We start from the raw sequence: 23,347 nt of genomic DNA, 5'->3' as shown, positions 1-23,347 counted from the left end.
CCCCTATTAAAGAAATGGAATAAATATGCTATCAATTAAAAATCTTGAAGCTGGTTACGGAAAAGTTAAAGTACTCCACGGCATCAACATTGAAGTTCCTAAAGGACAAGTGATTAGCTTGATTGGCTCAAACGGTGCTGGCAAAACCACTACCATGCGCGCCATTACAGGCATGATCAAACCAGAAGCTGGTGAAGTTATCTTGGGTGGAGTCAAAATCGATGGTTTTGATTCTCATAAAATCGCTCGCTTAGGCCTAGCCCACTCCCCCGAAGGACGTCGTGTTTTTTCAACCATGTCCGTGACTGATAATCTGTTGTTAGGGGCCTTCCCTCGCCTAACCTATAGCCGCCCTAAAGGCGACGTCAAAGGTGATCTAGAGCGTGCGATGGATCTTTTCCCAAGACTAAAAGAACGTCGCAATCAACTAGCGGGCACCCTATCGGGTGGCGAGCAACAAATGTTAGCGATGGCTCGTGCCGTGATGCTAAACCCGGATGTTTATCTCCTTGATGAACCATCTATGGGATTGGCTCCTATCTTGGTAGAGGAAGTTTTCAAGATTGTGGCCAACTTAAAAGCTCAAGGTGTAACGATGTTATTAGTTGAGCAATTTGCAGCGGCAGCGTTAAACGTATCGGACTACGGCTACGTTCTTGAGAATGGTCGTATTACGGCTCATGGCCCAGCCCAGCAACTTAAAAACGATCCTGCCGTTAAGGCGGCGTATTTGGGTGGTAGCCACTAATCAGGTAGCAGGTTTCTACTAGATTCCTGCCCCAGAAAAAGAAAAAGACCAAGTTACCTTGGTCTTTTTTTATTTGGTGCCCGAGGCCGGAATCGAACCGGCACGGCTGTTTAAGCCGAGGGATTTTAAATCCCTTACGTCTACCTATTTCGTCACTCGGGCAGGTTTTTGTGATGTTGAAAACTTCACAAGGGGCGTAGTTTATCAGTTTGTTTGGATAGACTCAAAAAAATTTACTAATTTACCCAGAAACCCTTTTAAAACCGAAAGTATGAAAAAATAGAGGTTCAATTTATAAGTAAATTTATGGAAGACTTTTCGAGATGGGCAGCATTTTTTTAACCAAACCAACTAAAAAACAAAAAATCTTGAAAAGGCTGGCTATCGTAGCGGTTTGTCTGCTTATATTTATCCTTAGTACGCTATTTGTTTACTTCATAGCCACCAAAACCAAATTAGACGGCGAATTCACAGCCCCAGGTTTAAGCGCGCCAGTCACGATTAAATTTGACGACAATGCTGTACCTCATATTCAGGCACAAACCAATGAAGATGCCCTATTTGCCCTAGGCTACCTTCATGCAAGTGAACGTCCGTGGCAAATGGAGTTCAACCGTCGACTAGCTTCAGGCAAACTTTCTGAAGTATTGGGCGATAGCGCCTTAGGCATTGATAAATTCATCAGAACCTTAGGCATTCGAAGAGCCGCTGAAAAACAATTTGAAAATTACCCGATCGAATCCAAAAGAATGATTCAAGCTTATTCAGATGGGGTTAATGCAGGTTATAAACGCCTTGGGTGGGCATTACCTCCTGAATTCATGATTCTAGGAACGGAACCTGGTATTTGGAGCCCGGCTGATACGATTGCCTGGTCCCTCATGATGGCACTAGATTTAGGTGGCAATTGGAATAAAGAGTTTTTGCGCTTAGAGCTATCAAAAACCATGGATACCCATCACATTTGGGAAGTTCTGCCACCTTATCCAGGAGAAGCACCCGCAACCCAAATGAACTTTGCTCAAATGTATCGAGACTTAGGTTTATTTAAAACAACCCAGGCTACGGAGAAAGCGGCTCTCAATCAGAGGCCTCTAACAAACTTGCCAGGAGATGTTGAGGGTGTTGGGTCTAATAACTGGGTTGTCAGTGGGCAAAAGAGCGCTACGGATAAACCATGGCTAGCCAATGACCCCCATTTAGGCCTCACATCACCAGCTATTTGGTATTTCGCGCATATCGAGGCACCAGATATCAAAGTCATTGGCGCCACGCTACCAGGCCTCCCCATTGTTGTATTAGGTCGCACATCCAAACTGGCTTGGGGATTTACAAACACCAATCCAGATGTGCAAGATTTATATATTGAGGCGATTGACCAACGCGATACTAGCCGCTACCAACTACCTGGTGGAAGTCATGAAAACTTCGTTTTCCGCGAAGAAATTATTCATATTAAAGGTCAACCAGATGATCGCTTCATCGTCAGAGAAAGTCGTCATGGTCCAGTTATCTCGGATGTCTATGACAGAGCTAAAGCATTAATTAATACTGACCGCTTTGCGTTGGCTTTGCGTTGGACGGCATTAGATACAGCCAACCAAACATTAGTCGCAGGCCTTAACATGAATCGGGCGAATAATTTAGAGGAATTCAAATCAGCGATCAAACATTACTACGCGCCCATGCAAAATATTGTGATGGCTGATGTTGATGGCAATATCGCCTATCGCGCTATTGGTGCCGTACCTAAGCGCAACAAGGGCCAAGGTCTTTTTGGTGTCGCCCCAGCGTTCGGTTGGGAGAAACAATACGACTGGAATGGCTACTTGCCCTTGGATGCGCTACCCAAAGATGACAATCCTCCTAAAGGATGGATTGCCACAGCCAATCAGCGCGTATCTGCAACAAACAACCCCACCCCATTAACTGCAGACTGGAACACCCCTTACCGCTTTGAGCGTATTGAATCGATGCTTCAGACAACAGATAAGCACACACTCAATAACATGAAAGAGATTCAAACGGATGCTATCTCATTGTCAGCACAAGAATTGCTACCGTATTTACAAGCGGCTCAATCAAATCACCCCCTCGCCGCTGAAGCAAAAAGACTATTAGCCAATTACGACGGTCGCATGAGCCAAGACAGTATTGCGGCAACGATTTTTAATGCTTGGGCAGAACAACTCACTCGCCGGTTATTTGAAAAGAAATTAGGCAAGAGTTTCGATCTTGAATACAGTAAGAGAAGCTTTAGACCGGGGGTTCATAAAATTGTGCAGATGTATGCCAATGGTCAAGCTGGCACTGAATACTGGTGCGACAAACCTGAAACAGCTGAAGTGGAAAACTGCAATCAGGCTTTTGATGAATCACTCACCAAGGCTTTAGAAACCCTATCAGATCAGTTAGGCAAAAAACCTAGTTCATGGCGCTGGGGGGATGTGCACGTAGCAGTTTCTGAACACCGACCATTTAGCAAAATAGCATTACTTAAAAATCGTTTTGAAGTAAAACGCCCAACAGCAGGCGACAACTTCACTGTGAACCTTGGGTTTATGGATCATAGCAATCCAATCAACCCATTTATCGTCACGGAAGCGCCAAGCATGCGAGCTATTTATGATTTTTCGGATATGGATAAATCACAATTTATCTATCAAACGGGTCAATCTGGCTGGGTTAACAGTCGCAACTACGATAATTTTGCCGACACATGGTCTAAGCAAGGTTACCTAACGCTAACCATGGCACCCAGCTCTATTACTCATACAGCAACCTTAAAACCTAGCTTAGAAGTAAAGCCTGCCGAAAATAAAAAGCCTGAAAATCGCGCGCCTGAGCGAAAGAAAAAATAATTAACAGTTGGTTAAGTAATTAATCTCTGATTAATGCGCTTGATCAACTATAAAGGTGGTAGGGAATCACAATCACGAGGCTAATGATAGTTCCGTAGATCCAAGTTCCCTTTAATAAGGCCATCAAGGTAATCACCTTGGCGCGCCTGAGCAAATAAGAATAAGTAATAAATAAAGCCGCGATATTACTGATTAAGAAAATAAAAAAATAATCCATCTTTAATCCAATTCTGTTTTTCTAATTTATTGGGCAAAAAAATTAGCACGGTGTAGCTTTTTGTATTCACACCCTACCCAACCATCGTAACCTAGCTCATCAAGCAACATAAAGAAATCAGAGAAATGGATTTCACCTGTACCCGGCTCATTTCTACCAGGATGATCCGCAACTTGAATGTGATCAATAAATGGCATGAAATCTTCCACATCCAAAATATCTTCACCCATACGGTGCATATGATAAGCGTCATATTGCAAATAAAGATTCGTAGACTTCACTGCCATAATAATGTCAACAGCCTGCTGTGAATGATTCAAATAAAACCCTGGAATATCAAATGTATTAATTGGTTCAATCATTAATTTGATATTTTCTTTTTTCAACACCTCTGCTGCCCAAGTTAAATTAGCAATAAATGTTGACTTAATGAGCTCTTCACTCAACCCTTCAGGAGGAATCCCTGCTAAGCAATTGACATGGGTGATATTCAACGCTTTGGCATACTCAATAGCTAAAGGCACCCCCGCTCTGAACTCCACCACTCGATCAGGGTCACAAGCAATCCCACGATCACCGCCCGCCCAATCACCAGCAGGCAGGTTAATCAGAGTCATCGGTAATGCCAACTCGGCTGTTTTGGCCTGAATCTCGGCCAAAGTACAACCAGCGCTCGCCTCATAAGGAAACTGGCACTCCACCGCCTCAAAACCATCCGCTTTAGCAGCTGATAGCCGCTCAATGAATGGAATCTCTGTATAGAGCAATGAAATATTTGCGGAAAAAATAGGCATGACGTTGATCGCTTTTTAGTTTGAATGAACATATCTATCAATAAAGTGATTTAATTATGTCATGCGAATCTTATCTATTTCAGCTGGCAAAATTTCCTCTCTCTTTGGCATTGACCACCCAGACCACAAAACGGTCGAATCTGCCATTAAAAAAGAGCCTATCAGCACATTGAGTGATGCTTGTAGCATTCAGGTCAAGCGCATTGGCATCGAAGGTGATGAACAAGCAGACTTCAGTGTTCATGGTGGGCTCGAGAAAGCGATTTACGCCTACCCAGCAGAACACTATGAATTTTGGAATGATCTACTGCAACGGGAAACCAAACGAGCTGACACCATCGGTCATGGCTTTGTTGGCGAAAATCTCACGGTTGAGGGGTTTAGGGAAAAAGAGGTATGGGTGGGCGATATTTGGCGCATAGGTGATGTTGAGTTACAAGTAACCAAATTGAGGGAACCATGCTTTAAATTTAATGCGCGCATGGCCTACAAAGGTGCAGCCAAAGCCATGATTCAATCAGGTAAATGCGGCTGGTACCTACAGGTTAACCAAGCTGGGATATTTAAAGCCGGCGATCTCATTGAAATAATACCCGGCAAAAGATCGATCAATATAGAGATGCAAAATGCTTTGCTGTTGCGCAAAGAGCAACAAAAAGATTTGTTTTGAATTGCCCTACTGCAAGACATTAATAAAATCATTAAACTCTAAGCATTCATGAAAAATGCTTTATCCATGGTGCCTATTCTGGCGCTAGCTGCCTTTTGTAGCTTAACTGCTATGCGTATCACCGACCCACTATTACCAGCCATCGCTCGCGAGTTCTCTATCACGGCCGGCAATGCATCGCACATTGTGAGCGCTTTTGCCATGGCTTATGGTATTTGTCAGTTTCTATTTGGACCTCTTGCTGACAAGTTTGGCAAACTGCACGTCATCACTTGGGCTTTATTTTTATCGATTCTTGCTAATTTAGGCGTTGCCTTATCTAGCAACCTAGAAACCATCATCATTTGGCGCGCCCTATCTGGCGGTGCCGCTGCAGGCATCGTACCTTTAGCGATGGCTTGGATTGGGGAGACCGTTGAATATGAAAATCGTCAACCTGTTTTAGCCAAACTATTATTTGGCACATTAGGCGGCACCATTGGTGGGCAAATTTTAGGCGGCATCTGCGCTGACTCATCAGACTGGCGTTGGGGCTTTTATTTACTAGCAAGTCTTTATTTAATTTGTTGCGTAACACTCTGGCAAACAGCCCGACAACTCAAAAAAACGCATCAACCCAAAAAATCGGATGATAAAAAAGCCCATCAACATGTACTTCATGTGCTTAGTCAAAAATGGCCACGTGTCATTCTATTGATGGTTGGATTAGAAGGTGTCGCCCTATACGGGGCCTTAGCTTTCATCCCTTTCTATCTACACACCAAACTAGATATCTCCCTAACCTTGTCAGGATCCATCATGGCGACCTTTGGCTTAGGCGGACTCCTCTATGCCAGCTCAGCCAAATACTTTATCAATCAATTGGGAGAAAAAGGTTTAGCTTTATTTGGCGGTCTATTGCTTGGCTTCGCCTTTCTGCTACTAATTTTTACCACCCATTGGATACTGGCGGTTATCGCCGTATTTTTAATTGGTCTAGGTTTGTATATGCTCCATAACACCCTACAAACCCATGCAACGCAAATGGCCCCTCAATCCAGAGGAACAGCCGTCTCTCTATTTGCTTGTTCGCTATTTTTGGGTCAATTTATTGGCGTGACATCAGCTGGTTATCTAGTTGACACTGTTGGCGTCATCACACTCTTCTCGATTGCCGGCATAGGATTGCCACTTGTTGGTTGGCGATTTTCTGTTGCGATAAAAAACCGTACTCATTAATTCAAGCAAGAAAATCTACGCACTCCATCAAGATAAGTTTTAAAAGTTTATTTAATTAAACTAAGCTCGCCCCCACAACCAGCGACGCAAAAAAGTTGCGCATGCGCCACCTAATACCATGCCAAAAACGATCGGGTTGTCCATCATCAATTGCCATATACCCTGACCAGAGACCAGAGCAGACTCAATGACCAGGGCCATATGGTTAACCTCATCAGCATTAACCAGTCGCTCAACAATAAAATGGCATAACTCCTGACTCATCCTAGCCCTCACAATCGACCGACAAAAATCAAAGTGGCTAACTTAGCCACGCCCCAAATTAATTTTTTACTTAACTTGATGGGTTGACGTATTAGCGATGCCTTGATTTTTTTACGAACAGGTCTCTTTGTGGCTTTACTAACTTTGGTTATCTTGCGAACAAGTGTGCTACTACTTGATAGAAATACGTTCACCATGACTCCTCTCAAAATGGAGAATCATGATGAACCCAATAGCCTGATTACCGACCTGAATTACCTGTAAGAATTAGATGATTTTTTCGTCAGCCGAACTTGGCTTTAATCGGCGTTAAGAGCTCTTTTAAATTGTTGTGATCAATCTCATGCATTAACTGCAACAACTCCCCTAACTCCCCTTTCGGGAAGCCCTCTCTTGCGAACCAAGATAAATAATTAGCGGGCAAATGACAAAGGAGTGTGCCCGCATGCTTGCCATAAGGCATTTTCATGGTGACTAATTTTTCCAAAGACTCGGGTGTCATGCTTCCGATTATTAACGAGAGAATAATTTCTTCACTGAAGAAGCTGCACCTGCGCCCGCATCTTTCACAGCTTTACCAGCATCTTTAAGCTCTTTAGAGCCTTGGTCAATCACCGATGATGTGCTTTGAGTTACAGCACTCTTGGAAGAACTAAACAAATTCTCCATCACCTGCCCGGCGATTTCTTCGGGACTTGACCCATCTGGACCTGTCTGTATTTTTGAAATATGAATATTGGGTAACGGCAAAGTCATGCTAGCCCCCATCAATCTAGAATCTTTTAATAAGATTTTTCCATCATTTAGATCAATGTTATTAATAAATACTTTTATGCCATTAGAGGGATTTTCTTTCTTACTCTCGGGACCAGCCAACTTTTCAGCGTACGCCATGGCATTTTTCTGCAATCGGGATAGATTATCTTCACCATTCGCATGCTCAAACGTTACCAAAGGCTCTTTCACTAGCACTTTTCTAATGGTAATTTTGGAGGTGTTTAATTTATCTTCGTCTAAATCAACTTCAATATACCCAGCCGTGAAAGCGGTCTTTTCAGTAAATCCCTCTGGATTAGCCACATGAAGACGGCGCAGAATAACCTTGGCATCCTTCAAATTAACATGAACCTCACCAACGGACACCTTACTCGAAACTGCTTCAGAACCGTATTTTTCAATAGCTGTTTTCACAAGGCTATCGACGTTATAAAGCCCATAAGTAATAAATCCAATAATCACTAAGGCTAATAAACCGATCCCAAGCAGTATTTTTTTAAACCAACTCATAGAGTTATCTTCCCCTACCCGCCGCCTTTTTCATAGGTCTTCCAGCGCCCACCGGAGGTGCTGTGCGCTTTTGAGCCTTACCCTCAGCTTTTGCATCTTTGGAATCAGGATGCTGCGCAGCATGTTTTTTAGCCAAAGCTTCTTTAATACTAGATGACAGTGATTTTTTATCAGACATACCAACTCAACTTTCTTATATGAAGAATGTAAGGATGATTATAGGTATTTCAATACAGAGAGCTTAAAATAATTCACATGAAAGAACGTATTTTTTTGACCAGCCTCATGTGTTTTTTGTTTTTAACAAACACTATTGCTAGCACCGAAAATGATTGGCAATGGCAAATACACACCAGTGCCTACACCAAACACTACCACTATAACCCCCAACACAATGATCGCCAAAGATTACTTAATTTAGAGTTTTACGATAGCAATGGCTGGCTAGCTGGTGGCGCGGTTTTTGAGAATTCTTTCTACCAACCTAGCCAATACGCTTACATTGGGAAAGCTTTCCACCCCATTGAAAATCTACCTGACTTTCATCTCAAAGTAACTGGTGGCTTGATTCATGGCTACAAAGATCCATACAAAAATAAAATACCCATGAACAACTGGGGTGCAGCTCCAGCCGTTTTACCCTCCATCGGCTACTCTTACAAACAAGCCACTAGTGAAGTGATATTTCTAGGTAGCGCGGGGCTGATACTAACAGTCGGCTATAAATTTTAATTACGGGTGTTGATACCGGTATTCCTGAGTTTTACCGCCGTAGCCATAGCTAGCAGCCCTAACATCTTGAACATAGATATAACTTTCCTCATGTAAATTACCTAAGATGCGCTCAAACCCAGCAAAAGCTTCTTGGATATATTGCGCTTTTTCATCTTTGGTATTTGTTTCATCCGTAATTTTGATATCAAAGTAAAAACTATTCTTACCTTGTTCACTTAATAATTGACCACCTACAACCCAGGCGTCATGATCAACATACTCAATAGCGATTGCCGTTACTTCTTTTTTCTTCTTAAGAATCCTAGAGGTAATATCCAACAATAAATCCGCAATTTTTTGCGTTAATTCAGGGGATTTTTTCGCGCTGACTTTGACATTCAGGATAGGCATATTTTCTCCGCTTAATCGACATCCCAAATTCTTGTTGGGCATATATCTAGATTTTTCATTGTAGGCTTAAACAAATATTCTTGCTGAGGGCTTTTATAGCAAAATGAATACCTGATTTTTGAATAAATTAAAACGGGATGCATCATGAGCACATCAAAAATAGCCGTCATTACAGGGGCCGCCGATGGTATTGGCTGGGCAAGCGCTCAATTACTCGCTCAAAATGGCTACCAACTAGCCTTACTAGATATGAAAAGTGATGTCATTTCACAAAGAGCCATTGAATTAGGCGCTAACCATCTAGGCATCACCTGCAATGTCACTCAAGCCGATGAAGTTAACCATGCATATGCTCTCATTAAGCAACGGTTCGGTAGAGTGGATGTTCTCATTAACAATGCTGGTATCGGCGAACAACCGGGAACTACCTTAGAACAAAATGCTGGTGCTTTTGAGAAAATACTTTCCGTTCATCTCACCGGCACTTTTTTAATGAGTCAAGGTGCGCTCAAGATCATGCAAGAACAACCCAGAGATGCGCAAGGTAATCGTGGCTCAATTATCAATCTTGGCTCGATTGCTAGCGTCTTGGGCATCCCCGGCCGAAACGCCTATAGCGCTGCCAAATCTGGCGTCTTAGGCATAACCCGTTCTATGGCTTGCGAATGGGGCCCCAAAGGAATTAGAGTTAACGCCATCATGCCAGGCTATGTAAAAACTTCCTTAGTGGAAGACCTCATTAATAAAGGCACCTTGAATGTTGATGCCATCAAAAAAAGAAGTCCTCTTGGCCGAATGGCTCAACCCTCAGAAATAGCTGAAGTCATTGCTTTTTTAGCCTCCCCCAAAGCCAGCTTCGTTTCAGGTGCAACGTGGCAAGTAGATGGCGCTTGGTCAGCCTTAGGCGCTCCTGAAGCAACACTCCATCATGACTCTTAAAATAAACTTCACTCAATAAAGCAGGAAATATCAATTTCAGCTATAAATCACTATTAGCTTAAAAAGGATCGACATGACAAAAAAGATTTTCATTATTAATGGCCCCAATCTAAATCGTTTAGGCACACGTGAACCACACATCTATGGCAGCGAAACGTTAGCCGATGTTAAGGCTCGCTGTGAAGCCAAGGCCAAAGAGCTAGGTTATGAAGTTGAATTTCGCCAAAGCAATTTTGAAGGCGTGATTGTTGAAACGATTCATGAAGCAGTCGATAACGGCGCAGGCATCATTATTAATCCAGCAGGTTTGACTTTTACATCTGTACCAATCATGGATGCCTTAAAAATGTTTGATGGCCCAAAAGTTGAACTTCACATCTCTAACGTACATCAACGCGAAGCGGTTTACCACAACTCCCTTATGTCAAAAGTAGTCACTGGTGTCATGGCTGGCTTTGGAACAGATGGCTATCCGTTAGCAGTTGAATGGATTGCTAAACGAGCAAAAAAATAATTTAGGTAACTTTGAATCAATGAGAAAGAGGCGTGCAAGCACGCCTCTTTTATTTTTACTGTTACTTGATTTATTCTGGCTTGATATGAGCGGCTTTAATCACAGCAGACCATTTAACTGACTCAGTTTTAATGAGATCCGCGAATTCCGCAGGGGTGCCACCACCAATTTCATTCCCTTGAGACAACATTAAACTTCTAAGTTGCGGGTCTTTTAAGGCTTCATTCGCAGCTGCATTTAACCTATCAATAATTGCTTTAGGTGTGCCTTTAGGTGCAACCAACCCCTGCCAGTTCAATACAACCACCTTGGGAAGCCCCGCTTCGACAAACGTTGGCACATCTGGAAATAATGGAGAACGTGTTTTACTTGTGATTGCAATCGCCTTCAATTTATTAGCTTTAACACTTGGCATCGCTGAATACATTTGATCAAACATTAGGTCCACAGTTCCTGCCATTAAATCTGTGAGGCCAGCAGAACCACTCTTATAAGGCACATGAATCATATCAATGCCCGCACTCTGCTTAAACAATTCAGCGGACAAATGATGGCTACCCCCAATACCTCCTGATGAAAAAGTTAGCTTGCCAGGATTTGCTTTTGCAGCGGCAATAACATCTTTGATATTTTTGTAAGGTGAATTTGGATTTGTCACCAACATCAAGGGGCCCTTCTCAATTAAAACAATTGGCATCAAATCTTTTTCTGGGTCATAACGCAAATTGCCAAAAAGAGTTTTATTAACTGACAGCGGGGCAAAGTTACCCATGCCAATGATGTAACCATCTGGTGCTGCTTTTGCGATAAATTCCGTACCAATATTGCCGCCAGCACCCGCTTTGTTATCGACAATAATCGGTTGCTTTAGTAGTGCGCTCATTCTTTGGGAAATCTGACGACTTCTCGCATCAGAACCCCCTCCTGCCGCATACGGCACAATGAATGTAATCGGCTTATTAGGATAAGGAGTTTGTGCCTGAGATTGAGCAGTCAACACTCCCCAAATAAGCACTGCCAGCGCTATTAAATTGGCTTTTGAAATGATCATGATCAAACCCTAAAAAATAATTGAAATGAGTCTAGCACTAACGAATCTTTTATCAAAACAAAATAAGCCTTAGAATCTCTTCATGCCCGATTTACTGAATTCTGCGCAACTGCTTGCCTTAGCTAAAACAAATAAAAATAAGCACGCCTGCCCCAGTTGCGCACCACTGGTCTGCCCAGGATGGGAATCATTACCAAGCGTATTTAATCCTGATTCATTAAATCTTGTAGGCACTTTAAGAATTGAAGGTGCCGACGACACTTGGGATGAATTCCACCCCAAGGGGACACAAATTTGGTCAGCCAACGCCCCTATTGCGGTAGGCTATCACCCCTACAACAAATGCCAGGTCTATCAATGTGCAGACTGCACACGCCTCTTTTTAAGATACACAGAATATGGCGGGTATTACGTGGATGAACGCATCAGAGAACTCAATCCTGATTTAATTGTCCTGTAACTTATTTTTAAGAGCGCTGAGCTATTTCCAATTGCATTGAATGGTCCGAGTGAACCATTTCGAAGAATTTTCAACCAAATAAGCAATTAACTGCTGAGTTTCTCCCTCATGAAGCGCTTCTAGTTGCTTCCCCCCTAAATAAGCCTTGATGGTCTCTGAAAAATCATGCGCTGTTTTAGACCACATTAAATCCAAAACTCCCATAGCTGCGAGGCTTTTTAAAACTTGCACCTCTTCTTCAGAAAAGGTCTGCCGTGAAATAGTTTGGGCATGCGCCCTCATAATCAGCGCCCAATGCTCCGTTAAGAACTTTGATAAGTCGATTTTTGGTAATTTGCTCATTTATTCATTCTAATTTATTGAAGTTTATTTCATTTATGAAGGCCTAAAATCAGGTCTAAACTTAGGGAATTAATGAGACATCGATCATCTAGTAAATACCCTAATTATCGAAGCAAGTTAAATAGCGGATTATCTAAAAGAGATAGGGAGTAATTTTGGATAGTTTAGATTTAGAAGTCCTAAAACGGGCAAATAATTGGGTGCAGCAAGGTAAAAAAGTTTACTTAGCCACAGTGGCCAGAACTTTTGGCTCAGCCCCTAGACCCGTAGGCTCACTGATGACTATCAATGTCGATGATGGTCTTATCTTAGGCTCAGTTTCTGGTGGATGTATCGAGGATGACATCAATAGACGCGTTCAAGCTGGTGAATGGGCAAATATTACTAAAGCTATATCACTATCTTACGGTGGTGATAAAGAAACCAACCAACGATTCCAATTACCTTGCGGCGGAAAACTCATCATCACCCTAGAACCGATTCACCCATACAACTGGGTAACTGAGGTTATAGAAAGAGTATCAAAAGGTGAAGTCCTCACTAGAACACTAAAACTTCAAGATGGTAGCCACTCTATTCAAGTGGCTCGAAATTCAGATACCCCTAGTTTTGATGGTTTTGAATTAAAAACTGTTTTTGGCCCTAGATACCGATTACTCATTATTGGCGCCGGTCAAATATCTCAAGCATTAGCCGAGTTCGCTTTACGCGCAGACTATGCCGTGACTGTTTGCGACCCTCGGGATGAATATGCTCATACATGGCAAGTCTCAGGTGCCCCTGTTACTCAAACCATGCCTGATGACACTGTCATCGACATGCAAGCAGACTGTCACACAGCCATCGTAGCATTAACCCATGACCCTAAATTAGATGATTTAGCCTTAATGGAAGCCTTGAAATCACCCGCTTTTTATGTCGGTGCCTTAGGCTCAAGAGTCTCTCAAATCAAGAGAAAAGAGCGTCTGCAATTATTCGATGTCACCTCCTCTGAAGTGGCACGTTTAAGAGGTCCCGTTGGCTTATCTATTGGTGCTGAAACACCTGCAGAAATCGCGATCTCGATTATGGCTGAAATGACTTTATTCAAACGTCAAGCAACACTCCATCACGACTTAACGTGGGATATCTCTGAGCATGCTTTAGCTAATAGCCAAGCATGCTCACTTAATAACTCTAGCAATTCTTAATAAGGGGAATTTATGAACTTAACTGTAAATGGTAAGTCTGTTACTTTTGATGGTGACGACAACACACCGATTCTTTGGTTTTTAAGAGACCACATTAATATCACCACACCCAAATTTGGTTGTGGTGCAGGCTTATGCGGCGCCTGTACCGTACATCTAGATGGCGAACCTATTCGCTCATGCTCCACACCTGTATCAGCAGCAGTTGGTAGAAAAATTACAACCTTAGAAGGTCTTCCAGAGAAAATTTCTCAGCCCATTAAAGCAGCTTGGGAAGCAGAAGAAGTTCCTCAATGCGGCTACTGCCAATGCGGTCAAATGATGTCGGCAGCAGCTCTTCTTTCTAAAAACAAAAATCCTAGCGACGCTGACATCACCAGCGCTATGGACGGAAATATTTGCCGTTGCGGTACTTACTCACGCATCCGCAAAGCGATTGTCCGCGCCGCTAAGTCTATTTCTTAAAGATTGGGGAGAATGCAATGGATCGTCGTTCATTTATCAAATCTAGCGCAGCACTAAGCTCTGGCTTATTTGTTAGCTTCTCTTATGCCGATAACAAAACCGTAGCTTCTGGTAACGCTATCGTTAATCCTTGGTTACAAATCAGCCCTGATAACTCAGCGACTGTATTTGTGGCCAGATCTGAAATGGGTCAAGACGTTTATACGTCGATGACCATGCTGATTGCCGAAGAACTAGACTACCCTATCGGGAAAATCAAAGTAATCATGGCTCCCAATAATCCTGCCTTATATGGCAACGCCATGTTAGGTGGTGCGCAGATTACCGGCGGATCATCAGCCATGCGCGAAGCTTGGGACAAACTACGTATGGTCGGTGCTACCGCACGTGAAATGTTAATTGCCGCCGCAGCAGAAAAATGGAAAGTACCGGCAGCATCTGTGACAGCCTCCAATGGCATGTTGACATCAGGCAGTCACCGCGCCACTTATGGTGAATTAGCTGCTGATGCGGCTAAACAGCAACACTCTGGCAAACCAACCCTTAAATCAGCCAAACAATATAAGTTCATTGGTAAAAAAGTACCTCGCTTAGATACCAAAGCAAAAGTGAATGGCACAGCGGTTTATGGCGTTGACGTACGCGAACCTAATATGTTGGCAGCCTCTTTAGCGATGTGTCCAGTAATCGGCGGCAAAGTAAAAAGCTTTGATGCTTCAGTCGCCAAAACTGTGAAAGGTATTGAATCTATCGTTGAAGTGCCTGATGGTGTGGCCGTATTAGCAAAAGACTATTACACCGCCAAGAAAGCACGCGACTTATTAAAGATTGAATGGGACTTCGGACCAAGCCGCGCAGTTAAAGACATTGCTCAAGTTGAAGAGGGTTTACGACAAGCCGCTCAAAAAACAGGTGCCATTGTTAACAAGGCTGGTAATGTTGATAACCCACTCGATGGCGCAGTTAAAAAGGTTAGCGCTGAATATATGCTGCCATTTTTAGCACATGCCACATTAGAGCCAGTGAACTGTTCTGCAAGCATTGCTAATGGTGAGTGCCATGTTTGGGGCCCGATCCAGTTCCAACAAGGGGCTTCGGCAGTTGCGGCAGCGGCCTCAGGATTGCCTGAGTCCAAAGTCTTTATTCATACAACTTTCATTGGTGGTGGCTATGGTCGCAAGCTAGAGCTAGACTTTATTAGCCAAGCGGTATCCATTGCGAAAGCATCTGGCAAGCCGGTACGCATGATCTGGGCTAGAGAAGATGATATGACGCATGACTTCTACCGCCCTATTAGCTACCATCAAGTATCCGGTGGCTTGGACGCTTCGGGCAAGCTAGTTGGTTTATCCACAAAAATGATATCGCCATCTGTAACAGCCCGCGCTTTCCCAGGTTTTGTGGTGAATGGCAACGACCCGTTCATGAGCGAAGGTTCAGGCAACATTACTTATGGCGTTCCTAACCTACGCATTGAGAACGTCATCCATGACACAGGTATCCGCGTTGGATACTGGCGAGCAGTTAGTAACAACCTTAACGCTTTTGCGATTGAAAGCTTTATGGATGAACTTGCTCAATCAGCTGGCAAAGATGCCGTTGAATTTAGAATGGGCTTATTAGGCAAGCATCCACGCGCACAAAAAGTTTTGAGTACTGCTGCGCAAAAAGCCGGCTGGGGTAAAAAGCGCACAGACGGCAGAAGCTTAGGTATCGCGCAAATGGAATGTTATGACGCCTATGTCGCTTTGGTTGCTGAAGTCTCAGTAAAAGACAATGTGCCAACTGTTCATAAATTAACTTGTGTGGTGGACTGTGGCATCGCTGTTCGTCCAGATCAAGTACGAGCTCAACTAGAAAGCGCCATTTTGTTAGGTTTCTCATCAGCAATGAAGAATAAGATTACCTTCAAAGATGGTGCGACCGAACAACGCAACTTTGACTCTTACCCAATGTTACGTATGTCAGAAGCACCTACAGTTGATATCACCATCATCGAAGGTGGCGACAAGCCATCAGGTATGGGTGAAGTAGGTGTGCCACTTGTGGCGCCGGCGATTGCAAATGCTATTACACGCGCCACAGGCAAGAGACCCCGCTCTATGCCATTTTTGGCATAAAACTGGCATTAAGATTTGCCATCAAGTTAAATCCGATGGCAAATCAATGTCTCGATAGATACCAGTATCCATAGTATCTACTTGAATCAAAGGGCCACCCATCATTAGATGACGTGGTCCTTCATCTTTCTGCAAGCTCAACAAATCTTGCTTAAAAGACTTAGGGATAAACACAGGATGCCCTCTTTGCCCTTGGTAAAAAGGCGCCACAATAGCATCAGGATGTTTTATTGCGGTTGCTGAAATTTGAGCAATCGTTTCTGCCTGCACATAAGGCATATCACCCAAACAAATTAACCAGCCATCGGCTTGCTCACTATGGCGAACACCTGCGGCAATGCTATACCCCATACCCATCTTGGCATTAGCGTCCTCGATTAACTCAATTCCTCGATTAGTCAAAAACTGCTTTACCTCAGCTTGTTCAGGCCGAACAATCGCAAGGGGGCGTGGGAAAGTTGGCAAAATAGAATCCAGTGCCAAACCTAATACGATTTTTTTAGAAGGCAGTTCAGCTAATAATTTAGAGGTACGGCCAGTCTGATCAAAACGGCTACCCTGACCAGCACACAATAAAAGAGCTTGAATATTCATCATATAGGTATTCATTCTATCTCTTTAGCGCTTTCCATCTTCAGTCAAATTTTTTATAAACTTCCCTAGGGAATTTGCTGATAGTAAATGTGCTGTTTTCCTATAGCATCTATAAGAAATAAGGCATTTATGGCACAGAACATACTCCACCATATGGCGCTTGAAGAACTTAAAGCCAAAAATATGGTGCTATATAACGAATACACCCTACTGTTTGATGGTTTAGTCAAACTGATGAGACAGGTATTTCAAAAAAATGAAGAACTTCGCAAGCTATCGAACTTAAGCCAACTCTACAACATGCAAGAGAATCAGGCTTTTATTGAAATGCTCATTCATCATGGTGACCAAACTTACCGAAAACATTTTTACCTTGGAAAAGATAAAAAACAATTTATCGTCGGTTTAAACGGCGAAGGAAATGAATTTCCAACAGCAGAAGCCTGCCTGAAAAAAATTACATTTGATTTAAAAACTGAGCATCTGATTAATTAGATGCTCCCGTTCATCGTAGGCCGTTTTGATGCTTAATTTCAGCAAGGTCTGCAGTTTCCAAATAGCGAAGAAACTTTGCGCTCGCTTCGGCTTGAGATGTTGTATTGCTCAAACCAGCGCAGAATGTCGTAATGATTTCACAACCTTTTGGCATCAAACCCAAGACCTTGATACCAGGCACTTTATATAACTCGCTATATTGCTGAAAACCAATTTGAACCGTACGGTCAGCCACCAAGGTACCTACTGAGCGCCCTGCGGGAGCTTGGATTAATTTCTTTTGCAAAACATCGGCCAAATCCCAACGTTGAAACAACTTCAATAATCCATCACCACTTGGCCCAGTTGAATAACCAATCGTATCCACCTTCAATAAGGTCTCACGCAATGCCACCTCAGTGCTAATGTCATAGCTCTCACCTTCTTCATGAATCGCAACTGCCACATCTGAATAAGCTAAAACCACTTTGTTTTTCACGAAACCTTCAGCAATAAGCTTATCTAAAGCGCCAGAAGCTAACATCACCAAATCGAAAGGCTCTTTAGCCTTAACTCGGTCCGCTGCAACGACACCACCAACAGACTCAATAGCGAGCTCTACTGGCTCAAGACTCTGATAAGCCTTCACTAGGTCGCCCAAAAGCGCTTTAGTCGCCATCGATGAAATCCCATGTAATTTGATGCCTGCGCTCACAAATACCTCATTTCTTGATCTGATTGGTTAATAGCCATTGGCTCATATCAAGAGTATATTAAAAATATTGATTAAAGATTAAAGTCCACATCCGGCTCATTATTTGGCACTATTTAGCACTATTTGGCATTCACTACCCTATGACACTCATCAAACCTCACGACAGAATTTCGCTTGCGCAACAAATTGGCCATACAAATGTTTTTGTAGTTGTTGATGAGTTTTATGACTTAATCCAACATCACCCCACCCTTGCACAACCATTTGGCTCTGTTGAAAATTGGGCTGACCATAAGAAGAGAATTGCTGAATTCTGGTGGACTGCTTTAGGTGGCACACCTACGGAATCTTACAAATACAACCCTATTGCAAAACACTTGGCTGCAGGGTTTAACCACGCTCTTTTGCAAGATTGGAAAGCTTTGTTTAAACAAGTATTAGACAAGCATATAACAGCCGACCTAGCACTTCAATGGTTTGATCGCGTAGAGCTCATTGGTAGTAATTTAGAACGCATGAACGATCAACTGTTAAAAGAAAATGCTAAGTGAGCATCGAAAGCCCACAATTAATCATTAAAAATATAAATTTCATCTTTTATTAATGGCATATCACCATAAAATATAGCGATGAACCAACAACCTAAATTATTTACCAAGAATCTTTTATTACTGATTCTTTGCCAAGGTCTTTTCCTAACTAATAACGTTACATTTATTGCTATTAATGGCTTAGTCGGTTTAAACATTAGCCCAGTTGCATGGATGGCAACGCTACCCGTGATGGGTTATGTGGTTGGCGGCGCTCTTTCCACATCTTTGGTAGCCAAAATACAACATCGTTATGGCCGAAAAAAATCTTTCCAAATCGGCTTATTAATTGCATCGCTATCATCACTCACTTGCGCTTACGCAGCGTGGACGAGTAATTTTTGGTTGCTGTCAGTAGGGACTTTAATAGCAGGCTATTACAGTGCCAATGGGCAGCTCTATCGATTCGCAGCAGCAGAGCTAACCCATATCAGTCTCAGAGAAAAAGCAATTTCATGGGTTTTAGCAGGCGGTTTACTAGGCGCAGTCGTAGGTCCCAACCTCGCCTCTTGGACTCGAAATATTTTTACAACACCGTTTCTTGGGGCCTATTTATCACTAGCTCTAGCAGGCCTATTAGGCATCCTCATCATGCAATTTATTCAGTTTCCTGATGACAACAAAAAGGAAGTTAGTCCATCAAGTGGTCGTGATTTATCAGAAATCATGGCTCAGCCTGTTTTCATGGTGGCTATCATTGGCGCGGCGCTAGGCTATGGTGTCATGAATTTATTGATGGCGGCCACACCTCTAGCGATGAAAGTCTGTGGCTACCCATTTTCAGATACGGCTCTCGTACTTGAATGGCATGTGATTGGCATGTTTGCACCAGGATTCTTTACAGGCAATCTGATTAAAAAGTTTGGGCCACTCAAAATTATGGGCGTAGGTGTATTGCTCAATCTCTTCTGTATTCTTATTGCACTTTCCGGCACCGATTTAGATCAATTTTTAATCGCTTTATTTTTGCTAGGAGTCGGTTGGAACTTTTTATTTACCGGCTCAACCACACTAGCGATTTCAGCTTACAAACCAGAAGAAAAAGATAAAGCTCAAGCAGCGATTAATTTTTTCGTGTTTAGCACCATGGCCGTTACAGCTTTTAGCTCAGGCGCTCTAGTAACCACACAAGGCTGGTGGATTTTAAATATCGGCTCCCTCATCCCTGTTGCATTAACTGGGTTAAGTCTTCTTTGGCTAGCAAAAAAGAAAAAGCTTAAATAGTTTTTCCATTTTTAATATAGATCACCTCTTCCCCAAAGAGGTCCACATCCTCTTGGTCATGGCTGATCAATATCATCGGAATCGACAATTGCTGCAACAAGGCATGTAATTCTTGACGAAGCGTGCGACGTAATTCTTGATCCAAAGCCGTAAACGGCTCGTCTAACAGCAATCCTTTGGGTTTAGAAACCAAAGCTCTCGCTAAAGCCACTCGTTGACTTTGACCACCAGATAACTGATGAGGATACTGATTCGCTAAATGTGTTAATTGAAACTTAACCATCCACTCATCAATATCTGCACTGGTAAATTGCTTACCTTTATTTAACCAAGTTTTATTTGCAGAAAAAGCGATATTTTGACGAACAGTTAAATGTGGAAATAAAGCGTAATCTTGAAAAACATAGGCTAACGATCGCTGTTGAGGCGGCCTATCAATGTTTAAATTAGAATCAAATAAAGTTTCATCGCCCATCTTAATAAAACCACTCTCAGGTTTTACTAGACCTGCAAGCATTTTTAAAACTTGCGTCTTACCCGCACCAGAGGGGCCAAATAGAACTAAATTTTTAGCAGCGCTTTGTATTTGAATATCTAAATCAAATGACTGCAATTCATTTTGATAATGTTTTTTTAGGCGGACCTGCCAAAGCATGCTCATACAATCACCCCTGCCTCGCCAAGCGTCCAGGCATAAGCCGGCCTGATACTAATAACACACTCATACAGACTACCGAAGTCAACAACACAAGGAAATTGGCAGTGTCATCTTGCCCTGCCTGAACCGCCTCATACACAGCAATAGATAAAGTTTGCGTTTTTCCTTGAATACTCCCGGCCACCATTAAGGTGGCGCCAAATTCTCCAGCAGCCCGAGCAAATGAAAGTAATGCGCCAGCCAAGATACCACGCCAGGCAAGCGGCAATGTGACTCTAAAAAAGATTGCCGTATTACTCACATTAAGAACTTTTGCCGCCTGCTCATACTGAGGCTCCAATGATTCAAAAGCGGCTCGTGCTCCTTTGAATATCAAAGGAAAAGAAACAATGGACGCCGCAATCACCGCACCTTGCCAAGTAAATATCAAATGAATACCAAAGTATTCCTTTAAAAATTGCCCAATAACTCCTTGCTGCCCAAGGACAACTAACAAGTAATAACCCAATACGGTTGGGGGCATGACCATGGGCAAAGTGAGTATTGCATCTAATACCTCTTTACCCCAAAAGTTTTTACGCGAAAAAAGATATGCGAGAGCTATTCCTAAAACCAAGTTAATGAGAGTAGCAAAACCCGCTATTTTCAAAGTTAAACGTAACGCAATCCAGGCTTCATGCATATCAAGGCTTTCCAAATCCGTGCTTAGCCAGAATGGCCTGCCCAGCTTGAGAATTAACAAAGGTTATGAATTTCTGTGCGGCCATAGACTGTTCATGATGATCACCATGAATCTCTGCTAAAACAGGCGCTATCGGATAAAGAATTTTTTTATCAGTTGGAACCGTTATTGCTATACGTACTTTATCGCTTACAGCCACATCCGTAGCATAAACAAAGCCCGCATCCACTTCTCCCCTAGCAACATAATCCAATGCTTGCCTCACATTCTGAGAGCCAATCATCTTTGACTCCAAAACCTGCCAAAGACCAATTTTTTCCAACGCCGATTGGGTATAGCGCCCTACAGGCACACTAGCGGGCAAGCCCATCGCAATCCGCTGATACTTACTTGTTGTTAAATCGTTCAATCTAGCAGGTACTTGTTTAGAGCCCTTAGGAACAATTAACACCAAGGTATTTGATGCAAAATGCTTTCTTTGTTTTTTTTCAATAAAGCCTAGTTGCTCAGCCCTATCCATGGTTTCTTGATCAGCACTGGCGAAGACATCGACCGGTGCACCTTTGATAATCTGCTGCAATAGATGTCCTGATGCGGCGAAATTAAATTGAATTTTTATATTGTTGTTTTGAGACTCAAAAGCAAGCCCCATTTCTTTAAAGGCATTAGTTAAGCTAGAAGCTGCCGAAACAGTTATGACAACAGGGTTAGCTGCAAAAGTCTGCGACAGGCTCAACAAAGACCCCAAGAAGAAAACCACGACTTTAATCATTAAATAGTGGACCCAATATTCGTTATATTTTCAAAAGTATAACGAAATAAATTTTTTTATCACTTTTTTAACATAGCTTTTAGGGATTTAACCCTACTTGAGCTGGCAGCTAACACCTCTTTTTCCAATAAACGATACTCACGAATCAGATCACGCCCCATATCTGTAACCATGGCGCCGCCACCTTTAGCGCCACCAGAAGCCCCAATCACTACAGGCTTTTTAAAATACGTATTCATCTCGTTAATAAGCAACCAAGCACGGTTATAAGACATCTCCAAGCTTAAGGCTGCTGCCCGAATACTTCCCGTATCAACAATAGCCTCTAATAAAGCCACCTTCCCAGGGCCAATCGCTGGCACATCATCCACATAGATTCTTAAACGGAAGGAAGAGCGAATGGCCATACTTTTTTATAAAGGAATGAAGGCTTTCATTGTGCTAGATAAGCTCTTTGTTAGCAATCCATAAAAAACCACCCGAAGGTGGTTAAAAACCGATGGAGTAGTTTTTATTTTTCAGACACATTAGTTACTAGAAGCCAAATAACTTTTTAGGCGTATCCCAAAACAAGACTTTTCTCTCCTCTAAGGTAAATCTCTGCTCGACCAATTTCAACATAGGGCCATAATCCAAGCGGTAAGGTGCTTTCAAATAAGGCCAGTCCGAAGCCCAAATACATTGCCCCAAACCACACACATCCAAAATAACATTCTGATACTCATCCGTATCTAAGAAAGGGTAGCCTTTTTGGGAAAACTTATAAAAACCAGATAACTTCACGTGAGCAAAACCCTCTTTCGCCAACTTCAGCATTGCCTGAAAACCTGCTTGAGAGATGCCTTCTGCAACGGTTGGGCGACCACAATGGTCCACCAACACCCGTACCCCCGCATTTAAAACCATCGGCACAAACTGATTTAACTGATCATGCTCGACCTGATATTGAATAAACATATCCAAATCAGCAAGATGCCCCAGTAATGCTCGAGTGTTCGCGTAATAGTCCACACCATTTAAAGCAACATTCATTGCAACGCCAACAACTCCTTGCGACTTGTACTTAGCCAACTCTTCCTTGGATATGTCATTTTTAACAACAATGATGCCCTTAAATTTTCCATGGCTCTGTTCAATCGCATCTAACAGACAACGGTTATCTAAGTTATAACCAGAATTGGGGCCCACCAATAGAGCATGATGAACTCCATAGGTATTCATCACGTGAGAAAAATAAGTTCCACCACCTATTTCTTGACCAGCTGGTTTATAAGAGACATCAGGGGCGTAAGGAAAATGGTCAGGGTCCAGCAAATGGCAATGCGTATCGATTTTAGGTTCATCAAAAATACTCATTGCCACTCCCGACCACT

General features: G+C 42.7%; 30 protein-coding genes and 1 tRNA gene. 14 read left to right on the top strand and 17 right to left on the bottom strand.

Annotated features, from left to right (window positions below):
- Nucleotides 1-25: 25 nt before the first annotated feature.
- Nucleotides 26-748: an ABC transporter ATP-binding protein gene (locus tag ICV01_RS03395; protein WP_215288621.1), complete on the top strand. Its 723-nt coding sequence runs from the start codon at nucleotides 26-28 to the stop codon at nucleotides 746-748.
- A 74-nt stretch (nucleotides 749-822) separates the two neighbouring features.
- On the opposite strand, the gene ICV01_RS03390 is transcribed toward ICV01_RS03395, so the two are convergent.
- Nucleotides 823-910: transfer RNA gene (locus ICV01_RS03390), tRNA-Leu, on the bottom strand.
- Between the two features lie 161 nt (nucleotides 911-1,071).
- Between ICV01_RS03390 and ICV01_RS03385 the strand changes: the two genes are divergently transcribed.
- On the top strand, nucleotides 1,072-3,609 hold the full coding sequence (locus tag ICV01_RS03385) for a penicillin acylase family protein (protein ID WP_215288620.1): 2,538 nt from the start codon (nucleotides 1,072-1,074) through the stop codon (nucleotides 3,607-3,609).
- A gap of 243 nt (nucleotides 3,610-3,852) precedes the next feature.
- Here ICV01_RS03385 and ICV01_RS03380 read toward each other — a convergent pair whose 3' ends face one another.
- A complete protein-coding gene (locus tag ICV01_RS03380) occupies nucleotides 3,853-4,620 on the bottom strand; it encodes a hydroxypyruvate isomerase family protein (protein WP_215288619.1) in 768 nt (255 codons plus the stop codon).
- Between the two features lie 61 nt (nucleotides 4,621-4,681).
- Between ICV01_RS03380 and ICV01_RS03375 the strand changes: the two genes are divergently transcribed.
- Both ICV01_RS03375 and ICV01_RS03370 read left to right on the top strand, forming a co-directional pair.
- Nucleotides 4,682-5,290, top strand: a complete 609-nt coding sequence (locus tag ICV01_RS03375) for an MOSC domain-containing protein (protein ID WP_215288618.1) — start codon at nucleotides 4,682-4,684, stop codon at nucleotides 5,288-5,290.
- A gap of 48 nt (nucleotides 5,291-5,338) precedes the next feature.
- Complete coding sequence (locus ICV01_RS03370; RefSeq protein WP_215288617.1) at nucleotides 5,339-6,508, top strand: MFS transporter; 1,170 nt, start codon at nucleotides 5,339-5,341, stop codon at nucleotides 6,506-6,508.
- Nucleotides 6,509-6,568: 60 nt separating this feature from the next.
- On the opposite strand, the gene ICV01_RS03365 is transcribed toward ICV01_RS03370, so the two are convergent.
- From ICV01_RS03365 to ICV01_RS03345, 5 genes are all read right to left on the bottom strand, one after another.
- Entirely contained in the window at nucleotides 6,569-6,772 is a 204-nt protein-coding gene (locus tag ICV01_RS03365; RefSeq protein WP_215288615.1) for a hypothetical protein, read from the bottom strand.
- Nucleotides 6,773-6,780: 8 nt separating this feature from the next.
- On the bottom strand, nucleotides 6,781-6,969 hold the full coding sequence (locus ICV01_RS03360; RefSeq protein WP_215288613.1) for a hypothetical protein: 189 nt from the start codon (nucleotides 6,967-6,969) through the stop codon (nucleotides 6,781-6,783).
- 86 nt (nucleotides 6,970-7,055) lie between these two features.
- Nucleotides 7,056-7,274: a DUF3820 family protein gene (locus ICV01_RS03355; protein WP_215288611.1), complete on the bottom strand. Its 219-nt coding sequence runs from the start codon at nucleotides 7,272-7,274 to the stop codon at nucleotides 7,056-7,058.
- Between the two features lie 11 nt (nucleotides 7,275-7,285).
- Complete coding sequence (locus ICV01_RS03350) at nucleotides 7,286-8,059, bottom strand: hypothetical protein (protein WP_215288609.1); 774 nt, start codon at nucleotides 8,057-8,059, stop codon at nucleotides 7,286-7,288.
- Nucleotides 8,060-8,063: 4 nt separating this feature from the next.
- Nucleotides 8,064-8,237 carry a hypothetical protein gene (locus ICV01_RS03345; RefSeq protein WP_215288606.1) on the bottom strand — a complete coding sequence of 58 codons (174 nt, stop codon included), beginning with the start codon at nucleotides 8,235-8,237 and terminating at the stop codon, nucleotides 8,064-8,066.
- A gap of 77 nt (nucleotides 8,238-8,314) precedes the next feature.
- Between ICV01_RS03345 and ICV01_RS03340 the strand changes: the two genes are divergently transcribed.
- The gene (locus tag ICV01_RS03340; RefSeq protein ID WP_215288604.1) at nucleotides 8,315-8,791 is read left to right on the top strand and encodes a sn-glycerol-3-phosphate transporter; all 477 of its coding nucleotides are present in this window, start codon (nucleotides 8,315-8,317) and stop codon (nucleotides 8,789-8,791) included.
- On the opposite strand, the gene ICV01_RS03335 is transcribed toward ICV01_RS03340, so the two are convergent.
- On the bottom strand, nucleotides 8,792-9,184 hold the full coding sequence (locus tag ICV01_RS03335) for a 4-oxalocrotonate tautomerase family protein (RefSeq protein ID WP_215288602.1): 393 nt from the start codon (nucleotides 9,182-9,184) through the stop codon (nucleotides 8,792-8,794).
- A gap of 144 nt (nucleotides 9,185-9,328) precedes the next feature.
- Here ICV01_RS03335 and ICV01_RS03330 point away from each other — a divergent pair, with 144 nt between their 5' ends.
- Together ICV01_RS03330 and ICV01_RS03325 are read left to right on the top strand one after the other, a co-directional pair.
- A complete protein-coding gene (locus tag ICV01_RS03330) occupies nucleotides 9,329-10,123 on the top strand; it encodes an SDR family oxidoreductase (RefSeq protein ID WP_215288601.1) in 795 nt (264 codons plus the stop codon).
- Nucleotides 10,124-10,196: 73 nt separating this feature from the next.
- Nucleotides 10,197-10,637: a type II 3-dehydroquinate dehydratase gene (locus ICV01_RS03325; RefSeq protein WP_215288599.1), complete on the top strand. Its 441-nt coding sequence runs from the start codon at nucleotides 10,197-10,199 to the stop codon at nucleotides 10,635-10,637.
- Between the two features lie 70 nt (nucleotides 10,638-10,707).
- Here the strand turns inward: ICV01_RS03325 and ICV01_RS03320 are convergent, their stop codons facing one another.
- Nucleotides 10,708-11,688, bottom strand: a complete 981-nt coding sequence (locus ICV01_RS03320) for a tripartite tricarboxylate transporter substrate binding protein (RefSeq protein WP_215288596.1) — start codon at nucleotides 11,686-11,688, stop codon at nucleotides 10,708-10,710.
- Nucleotides 11,689-11,770: 82 nt separating this feature from the next.
- Between ICV01_RS03320 and ICV01_RS03315 the strand changes: the two genes are divergently transcribed.
- Complete coding sequence (locus ICV01_RS03315; RefSeq protein ID WP_215288594.1) at nucleotides 11,771-12,148, top strand: hypothetical protein; 378 nt, start codon at nucleotides 11,771-11,773, stop codon at nucleotides 12,146-12,148.
- 21 nt (nucleotides 12,149-12,169) lie between these two features.
- On the opposite strand, the gene ICV01_RS03310 is transcribed toward ICV01_RS03315, so the two are convergent.
- Nucleotides 12,170-12,490, bottom strand: a complete 321-nt coding sequence (locus ICV01_RS03310) for a hypothetical protein (protein WP_215288592.1) — start codon at nucleotides 12,488-12,490, stop codon at nucleotides 12,170-12,172.
- A 155-nt stretch (nucleotides 12,491-12,645) separates the two neighbouring features.
- Here ICV01_RS03310 and ICV01_RS03305 point away from each other — a divergent pair, with 155 nt between their 5' ends.
- The 3 genes from ICV01_RS03305 to ICV01_RS03295 are packed head-to-tail and all read left to right on the top strand — an operon-like array spanning nucleotide 12,646 to nucleotide 16,265.
- Nucleotides 12,646-13,680, top strand: coding sequence for an XdhC family protein (locus ICV01_RS03305; protein ID WP_215288590.1), 1,035 nt, complete (start codon nucleotides 12,646-12,648; stop codon nucleotides 13,678-13,680).
- 12 nt (nucleotides 13,681-13,692) lie between these two features.
- Nucleotides 13,693-14,145 (top strand): (2Fe-2S)-binding protein, encoded by a 453-nt coding sequence (locus ICV01_RS03300; RefSeq protein ID WP_215288588.1) that lies wholly within the window; start codon nucleotides 13,693-13,695, stop codon nucleotides 14,143-14,145.
- 17 nt (nucleotides 14,146-14,162) lie between these two features.
- Nucleotides 14,163-16,265: a xanthine dehydrogenase family protein molybdopterin-binding subunit gene (locus tag ICV01_RS03295; protein WP_215288586.1), complete on the top strand. Its 2,103-nt coding sequence runs from the start codon at nucleotides 14,163-14,165 to the stop codon at nucleotides 16,263-16,265.
- Between the two features lie 21 nt (nucleotides 16,266-16,286).
- Here the strand turns inward: ICV01_RS03295 and ICV01_RS03290 are convergent, their stop codons facing one another.
- Nucleotides 16,287-16,862 carry an NTP transferase domain-containing protein gene (locus ICV01_RS03290; RefSeq protein ID WP_215288584.1) on the bottom strand — a complete coding sequence of 192 codons (576 nt, stop codon included), beginning with the start codon at nucleotides 16,860-16,862 and terminating at the stop codon, nucleotides 16,287-16,289.
- Between the two features lie 126 nt (nucleotides 16,863-16,988).
- Here ICV01_RS03290 and ICV01_RS03285 point away from each other — a divergent pair, with 126 nt between their 5' ends.
- Nucleotides 16,989-17,354 carry a hypothetical protein gene (locus ICV01_RS03285; protein ID WP_215288582.1) on the top strand — a complete coding sequence of 122 codons (366 nt, stop codon included), beginning with the start codon at nucleotides 16,989-16,991 and terminating at the stop codon, nucleotides 17,352-17,354.
- A gap of 10 nt (nucleotides 17,355-17,364) precedes the next feature.
- Here the strand turns inward: ICV01_RS03285 and ICV01_RS03280 are convergent, their stop codons facing one another.
- Nucleotides 17,365-18,048 carry a substrate-binding domain-containing protein gene (locus ICV01_RS03280; RefSeq protein ID WP_215288580.1) on the bottom strand — a complete coding sequence of 228 codons (684 nt, stop codon included), beginning with the start codon at nucleotides 18,046-18,048 and terminating at the stop codon, nucleotides 17,365-17,367.
- Between the two features lie 140 nt (nucleotides 18,049-18,188).
- Between ICV01_RS03280 and ICV01_RS03275 the strand changes: the two genes are divergently transcribed.
- Complete coding sequence (locus ICV01_RS03275) at nucleotides 18,189-18,599, top strand: group III truncated hemoglobin (protein WP_215288578.1); 411 nt, start codon at nucleotides 18,189-18,191, stop codon at nucleotides 18,597-18,599.
- Between the two features lie 78 nt (nucleotides 18,600-18,677).
- A complete protein-coding gene (locus tag ICV01_RS03270) occupies nucleotides 18,678-19,862 on the top strand; it encodes an MFS transporter (protein WP_215288576.1) in 1,185 nt (394 codons plus the stop codon).
- On the opposite strand, the gene ICV01_RS03265 is transcribed toward ICV01_RS03270, so the two are convergent.
- From ICV01_RS03265 to ICV01_RS03245, 5 genes are all read right to left on the bottom strand, one after another.
- The gene (locus tag ICV01_RS03265) at nucleotides 19,855-20,523 is read right to left on the bottom strand and encodes an ATP-binding cassette domain-containing protein (RefSeq protein ID WP_251369383.1); all 669 of its coding nucleotides are present in this window, start codon (nucleotides 20,521-20,523) and stop codon (nucleotides 19,855-19,857) included. The genes ICV01_RS03270 and ICV01_RS03265 overlap by 8 nt on opposite strands.
- A 4-nt stretch (nucleotides 20,524-20,527) precedes the next feature.
- Nucleotides 20,528-21,202 carry a molybdate ABC transporter permease subunit gene (gene modB / locus ICV01_RS03260; protein WP_215288574.1) on the bottom strand — a complete coding sequence of 225 codons (675 nt, stop codon included), beginning with the start codon at nucleotides 21,200-21,202 and terminating at the stop codon, nucleotides 20,528-20,530.
- Between the two features lies 1 nt (nucleotide 21,203).
- A complete protein-coding gene (gene modA, locus ICV01_RS03255; RefSeq protein WP_215288564.1) occupies nucleotides 21,204-21,974 on the bottom strand; it encodes a molybdate ABC transporter substrate-binding protein in 771 nt (256 codons plus the stop codon).
- A 59-nt stretch (nucleotides 21,975-22,033) separates the two neighbouring features.
- Nucleotides 22,034-22,381 carry a winged helix-turn-helix domain-containing protein gene (locus ICV01_RS03250; RefSeq protein ID WP_215288562.1) on the bottom strand — a complete coding sequence of 116 codons (348 nt, stop codon included), beginning with the start codon at nucleotides 22,379-22,381 and terminating at the stop codon, nucleotides 22,034-22,036.
- Nucleotides 22,382-22,508: 127 nt separating this feature from the next.
- Nucleotides 22,509-23,330, bottom strand: coding sequence for an amidohydrolase (locus ICV01_RS03245; RefSeq protein WP_215288560.1), 822 nt, complete (start codon nucleotides 23,328-23,330; stop codon nucleotides 22,509-22,511).
- Between the last annotated feature and the right edge of the window lie 17 nt (nucleotides 23,331-23,347).

The sequence above is a fragment of the Polynucleobacter sp. MWH-Spelu-300-X4 genome (genome assembly GCF_018687515.1).
GTDB lineage: Bacteria > Pseudomonadota > Gammaproteobacteria > Burkholderiales > Burkholderiaceae > Polynucleobacter.
The sequence above is the reverse complement of the archived record's forward strand: the minus strand, read 5'-3'. Positions and strand labels throughout refer to the sequence as shown.

What these genes read in the sequence shown, in the direction of transcription:
- ICV01_RS03275 (WP_215288578.1), top strand. Translation starts at nt 18,189, where the DNA reads ATGACACTCATCAAACCTCACGACAGAATTTCGCTTGCGCAACAAATT.
- ICV01_RS03290 (WP_215288584.1), bottom strand. Translation starts at nt 16,862, where the DNA reads ATGATGAATATTCAAGCTCTTTTATTGTGTGCTGGTCAGGGTAGCCGT.
- ICV01_RS03250 (WP_215288562.1), bottom strand. Translation starts at nt 22,381, where the DNA reads ATGGCCATTCGCTCTTCCTTCCGTTTAAGAATCTATGTGGATGATGTG.
- ICV01_RS03335 (WP_215288602.1), bottom strand. Translation starts at nt 9,184, where the DNA reads ATGCCTATCCTGAATGTCAAAGTCAGCGCGAAAAAATCCCCTGAATTA.
- ICV01_RS03315 (WP_215288594.1), top strand. Translation starts at nt 11,771, where the DNA reads ATGCCCGATTTACTGAATTCTGCGCAACTGCTTGCCTTAGCTAAAACA.
- ICV01_RS03375 (WP_215288618.1), top strand. Translation starts at nt 4,682, where the DNA reads ATGCGAATCTTATCTATTTCAGCTGGCAAAATTTCCTCTCTCTTTGGC.
- ICV01_RS03385 (WP_215288620.1), top strand. Translation starts at nt 1,072, where the DNA reads ATGGGCAGCATTTTTTTAACCAAACCAACTAAAAAACAAAAAATCTTG.
- ICV01_RS03345 (WP_215288606.1), bottom strand. Translation starts at nt 8,237, where the DNA reads ATGTCTGATAAAAAATCACTGTCATCTAGTATTAAAGAAGCTTTGGCT.
- ICV01_RS03295 (WP_215288586.1), top strand. Translation starts at nt 14,163, where the DNA reads ATGGATCGTCGTTCATTTATCAAATCTAGCGCAGCACTAAGCTCTGGC.
- ICV01_RS03320 (WP_215288596.1), bottom strand. Translation starts at nt 11,688, where the DNA reads ATGATCATTTCAAAAGCCAATTTAATAGCGCTGGCAGTGCTTATTTGG.
- ICV01_RS03350 (WP_215288609.1), bottom strand. Translation starts at nt 8,059, where the DNA reads ATGAGTTGGTTTAAAAAAATACTGCTTGGGATCGGTTTATTAGCCTTA.
- ICV01_RS03300 (WP_215288588.1), top strand. Translation starts at nt 13,693, where the DNA reads ATGAACTTAACTGTAAATGGTAAGTCTGTTACTTTTGATGGTGACGAC.
- ICV01_RS03380 (WP_215288619.1), bottom strand. Translation starts at nt 4,620, where the DNA reads ATGCCTATTTTTTCCGCAAATATTTCATTGCTCTATACAGAGATTCCA.
- ICV01_RS03340 (WP_215288604.1), top strand. Translation starts at nt 8,315, where the DNA reads ATGAAAGAACGTATTTTTTTGACCAGCCTCATGTGTTTTTTGTTTTTA.
- ICV01_RS03325 (WP_215288599.1), top strand. Translation starts at nt 10,197, where the DNA reads ATGACAAAAAAGATTTTCATTATTAATGGCCCCAATCTAAATCGTTTA.
- modA (WP_215288564.1), bottom strand. Translation starts at nt 21,974, where the DNA reads ATGATTAAAGTCGTGGTTTTCTTCTTGGGGTCTTTGTTGAGCCTGTCG.
- ICV01_RS03365 (WP_215288615.1), bottom strand. Translation starts at nt 6,772, where the DNA reads ATGAGTCAGGAGTTATGCCATTTTATTGTTGAGCGACTGGTTAATGCT.
- ICV01_RS03270 (WP_215288576.1), top strand. Translation starts at nt 18,678, where the DNA reads ATGAACCAACAACCTAAATTATTTACCAAGAATCTTTTATTACTGATT.
- ICV01_RS03285 (WP_215288582.1), top strand. Translation starts at nt 16,989, where the DNA reads ATGGCACAGAACATACTCCACCATATGGCGCTTGAAGAACTTAAAGCC.
- ICV01_RS03395 (WP_215288621.1), top strand. Translation starts at nt 26, where the DNA reads ATGCTATCAATTAAAAATCTTGAAGCTGGTTACGGAAAAGTTAAAGTA.
- ICV01_RS03330 (WP_215288601.1), top strand. Translation starts at nt 9,329, where the DNA reads ATGAGCACATCAAAAATAGCCGTCATTACAGGGGCCGCCGATGGTATT.
- ICV01_RS03265 (WP_251369383.1), bottom strand. Translation starts at nt 20,523, where the DNA reads ATGAGCATGCTTTGGCAGGTCCGCCTAAAAAAACATTATCAAAATGAA.
- ICV01_RS03360 (WP_215288613.1), bottom strand. Translation starts at nt 6,969, where the DNA reads ATGGTGAACGTATTTCTATCAAGTAGTAGCACACTTGTTCGCAAGATA.
- ICV01_RS03245 (WP_215288560.1), bottom strand. Translation starts at nt 23,330, where the DNA reads ATGAGTATTTTTGATGAACCTAAAATCGATACGCATTGCCATTTGCTG.
- ICV01_RS03370 (WP_215288617.1), top strand. Translation starts at nt 5,339, where the DNA reads ATGAAAAATGCTTTATCCATGGTGCCTATTCTGGCGCTAGCTGCCTTT.
- ICV01_RS03355 (WP_215288611.1), bottom strand. Translation starts at nt 7,274, where the DNA reads ATGACACCCGAGTCTTTGGAAAAATTAGTCACCATGAAAATGCCTTAT.
- modB (WP_215288574.1), bottom strand. Translation starts at nt 21,202, where the DNA reads ATGCATGAAGCCTGGATTGCGTTACGTTTAACTTTGAAAATAGCGGGT.
- ICV01_RS03310 (WP_215288592.1), bottom strand. Translation starts at nt 12,490, where the DNA reads ATGAGCAAATTACCAAAAATCGACTTATCAAAGTTCTTAACGGAGCAT.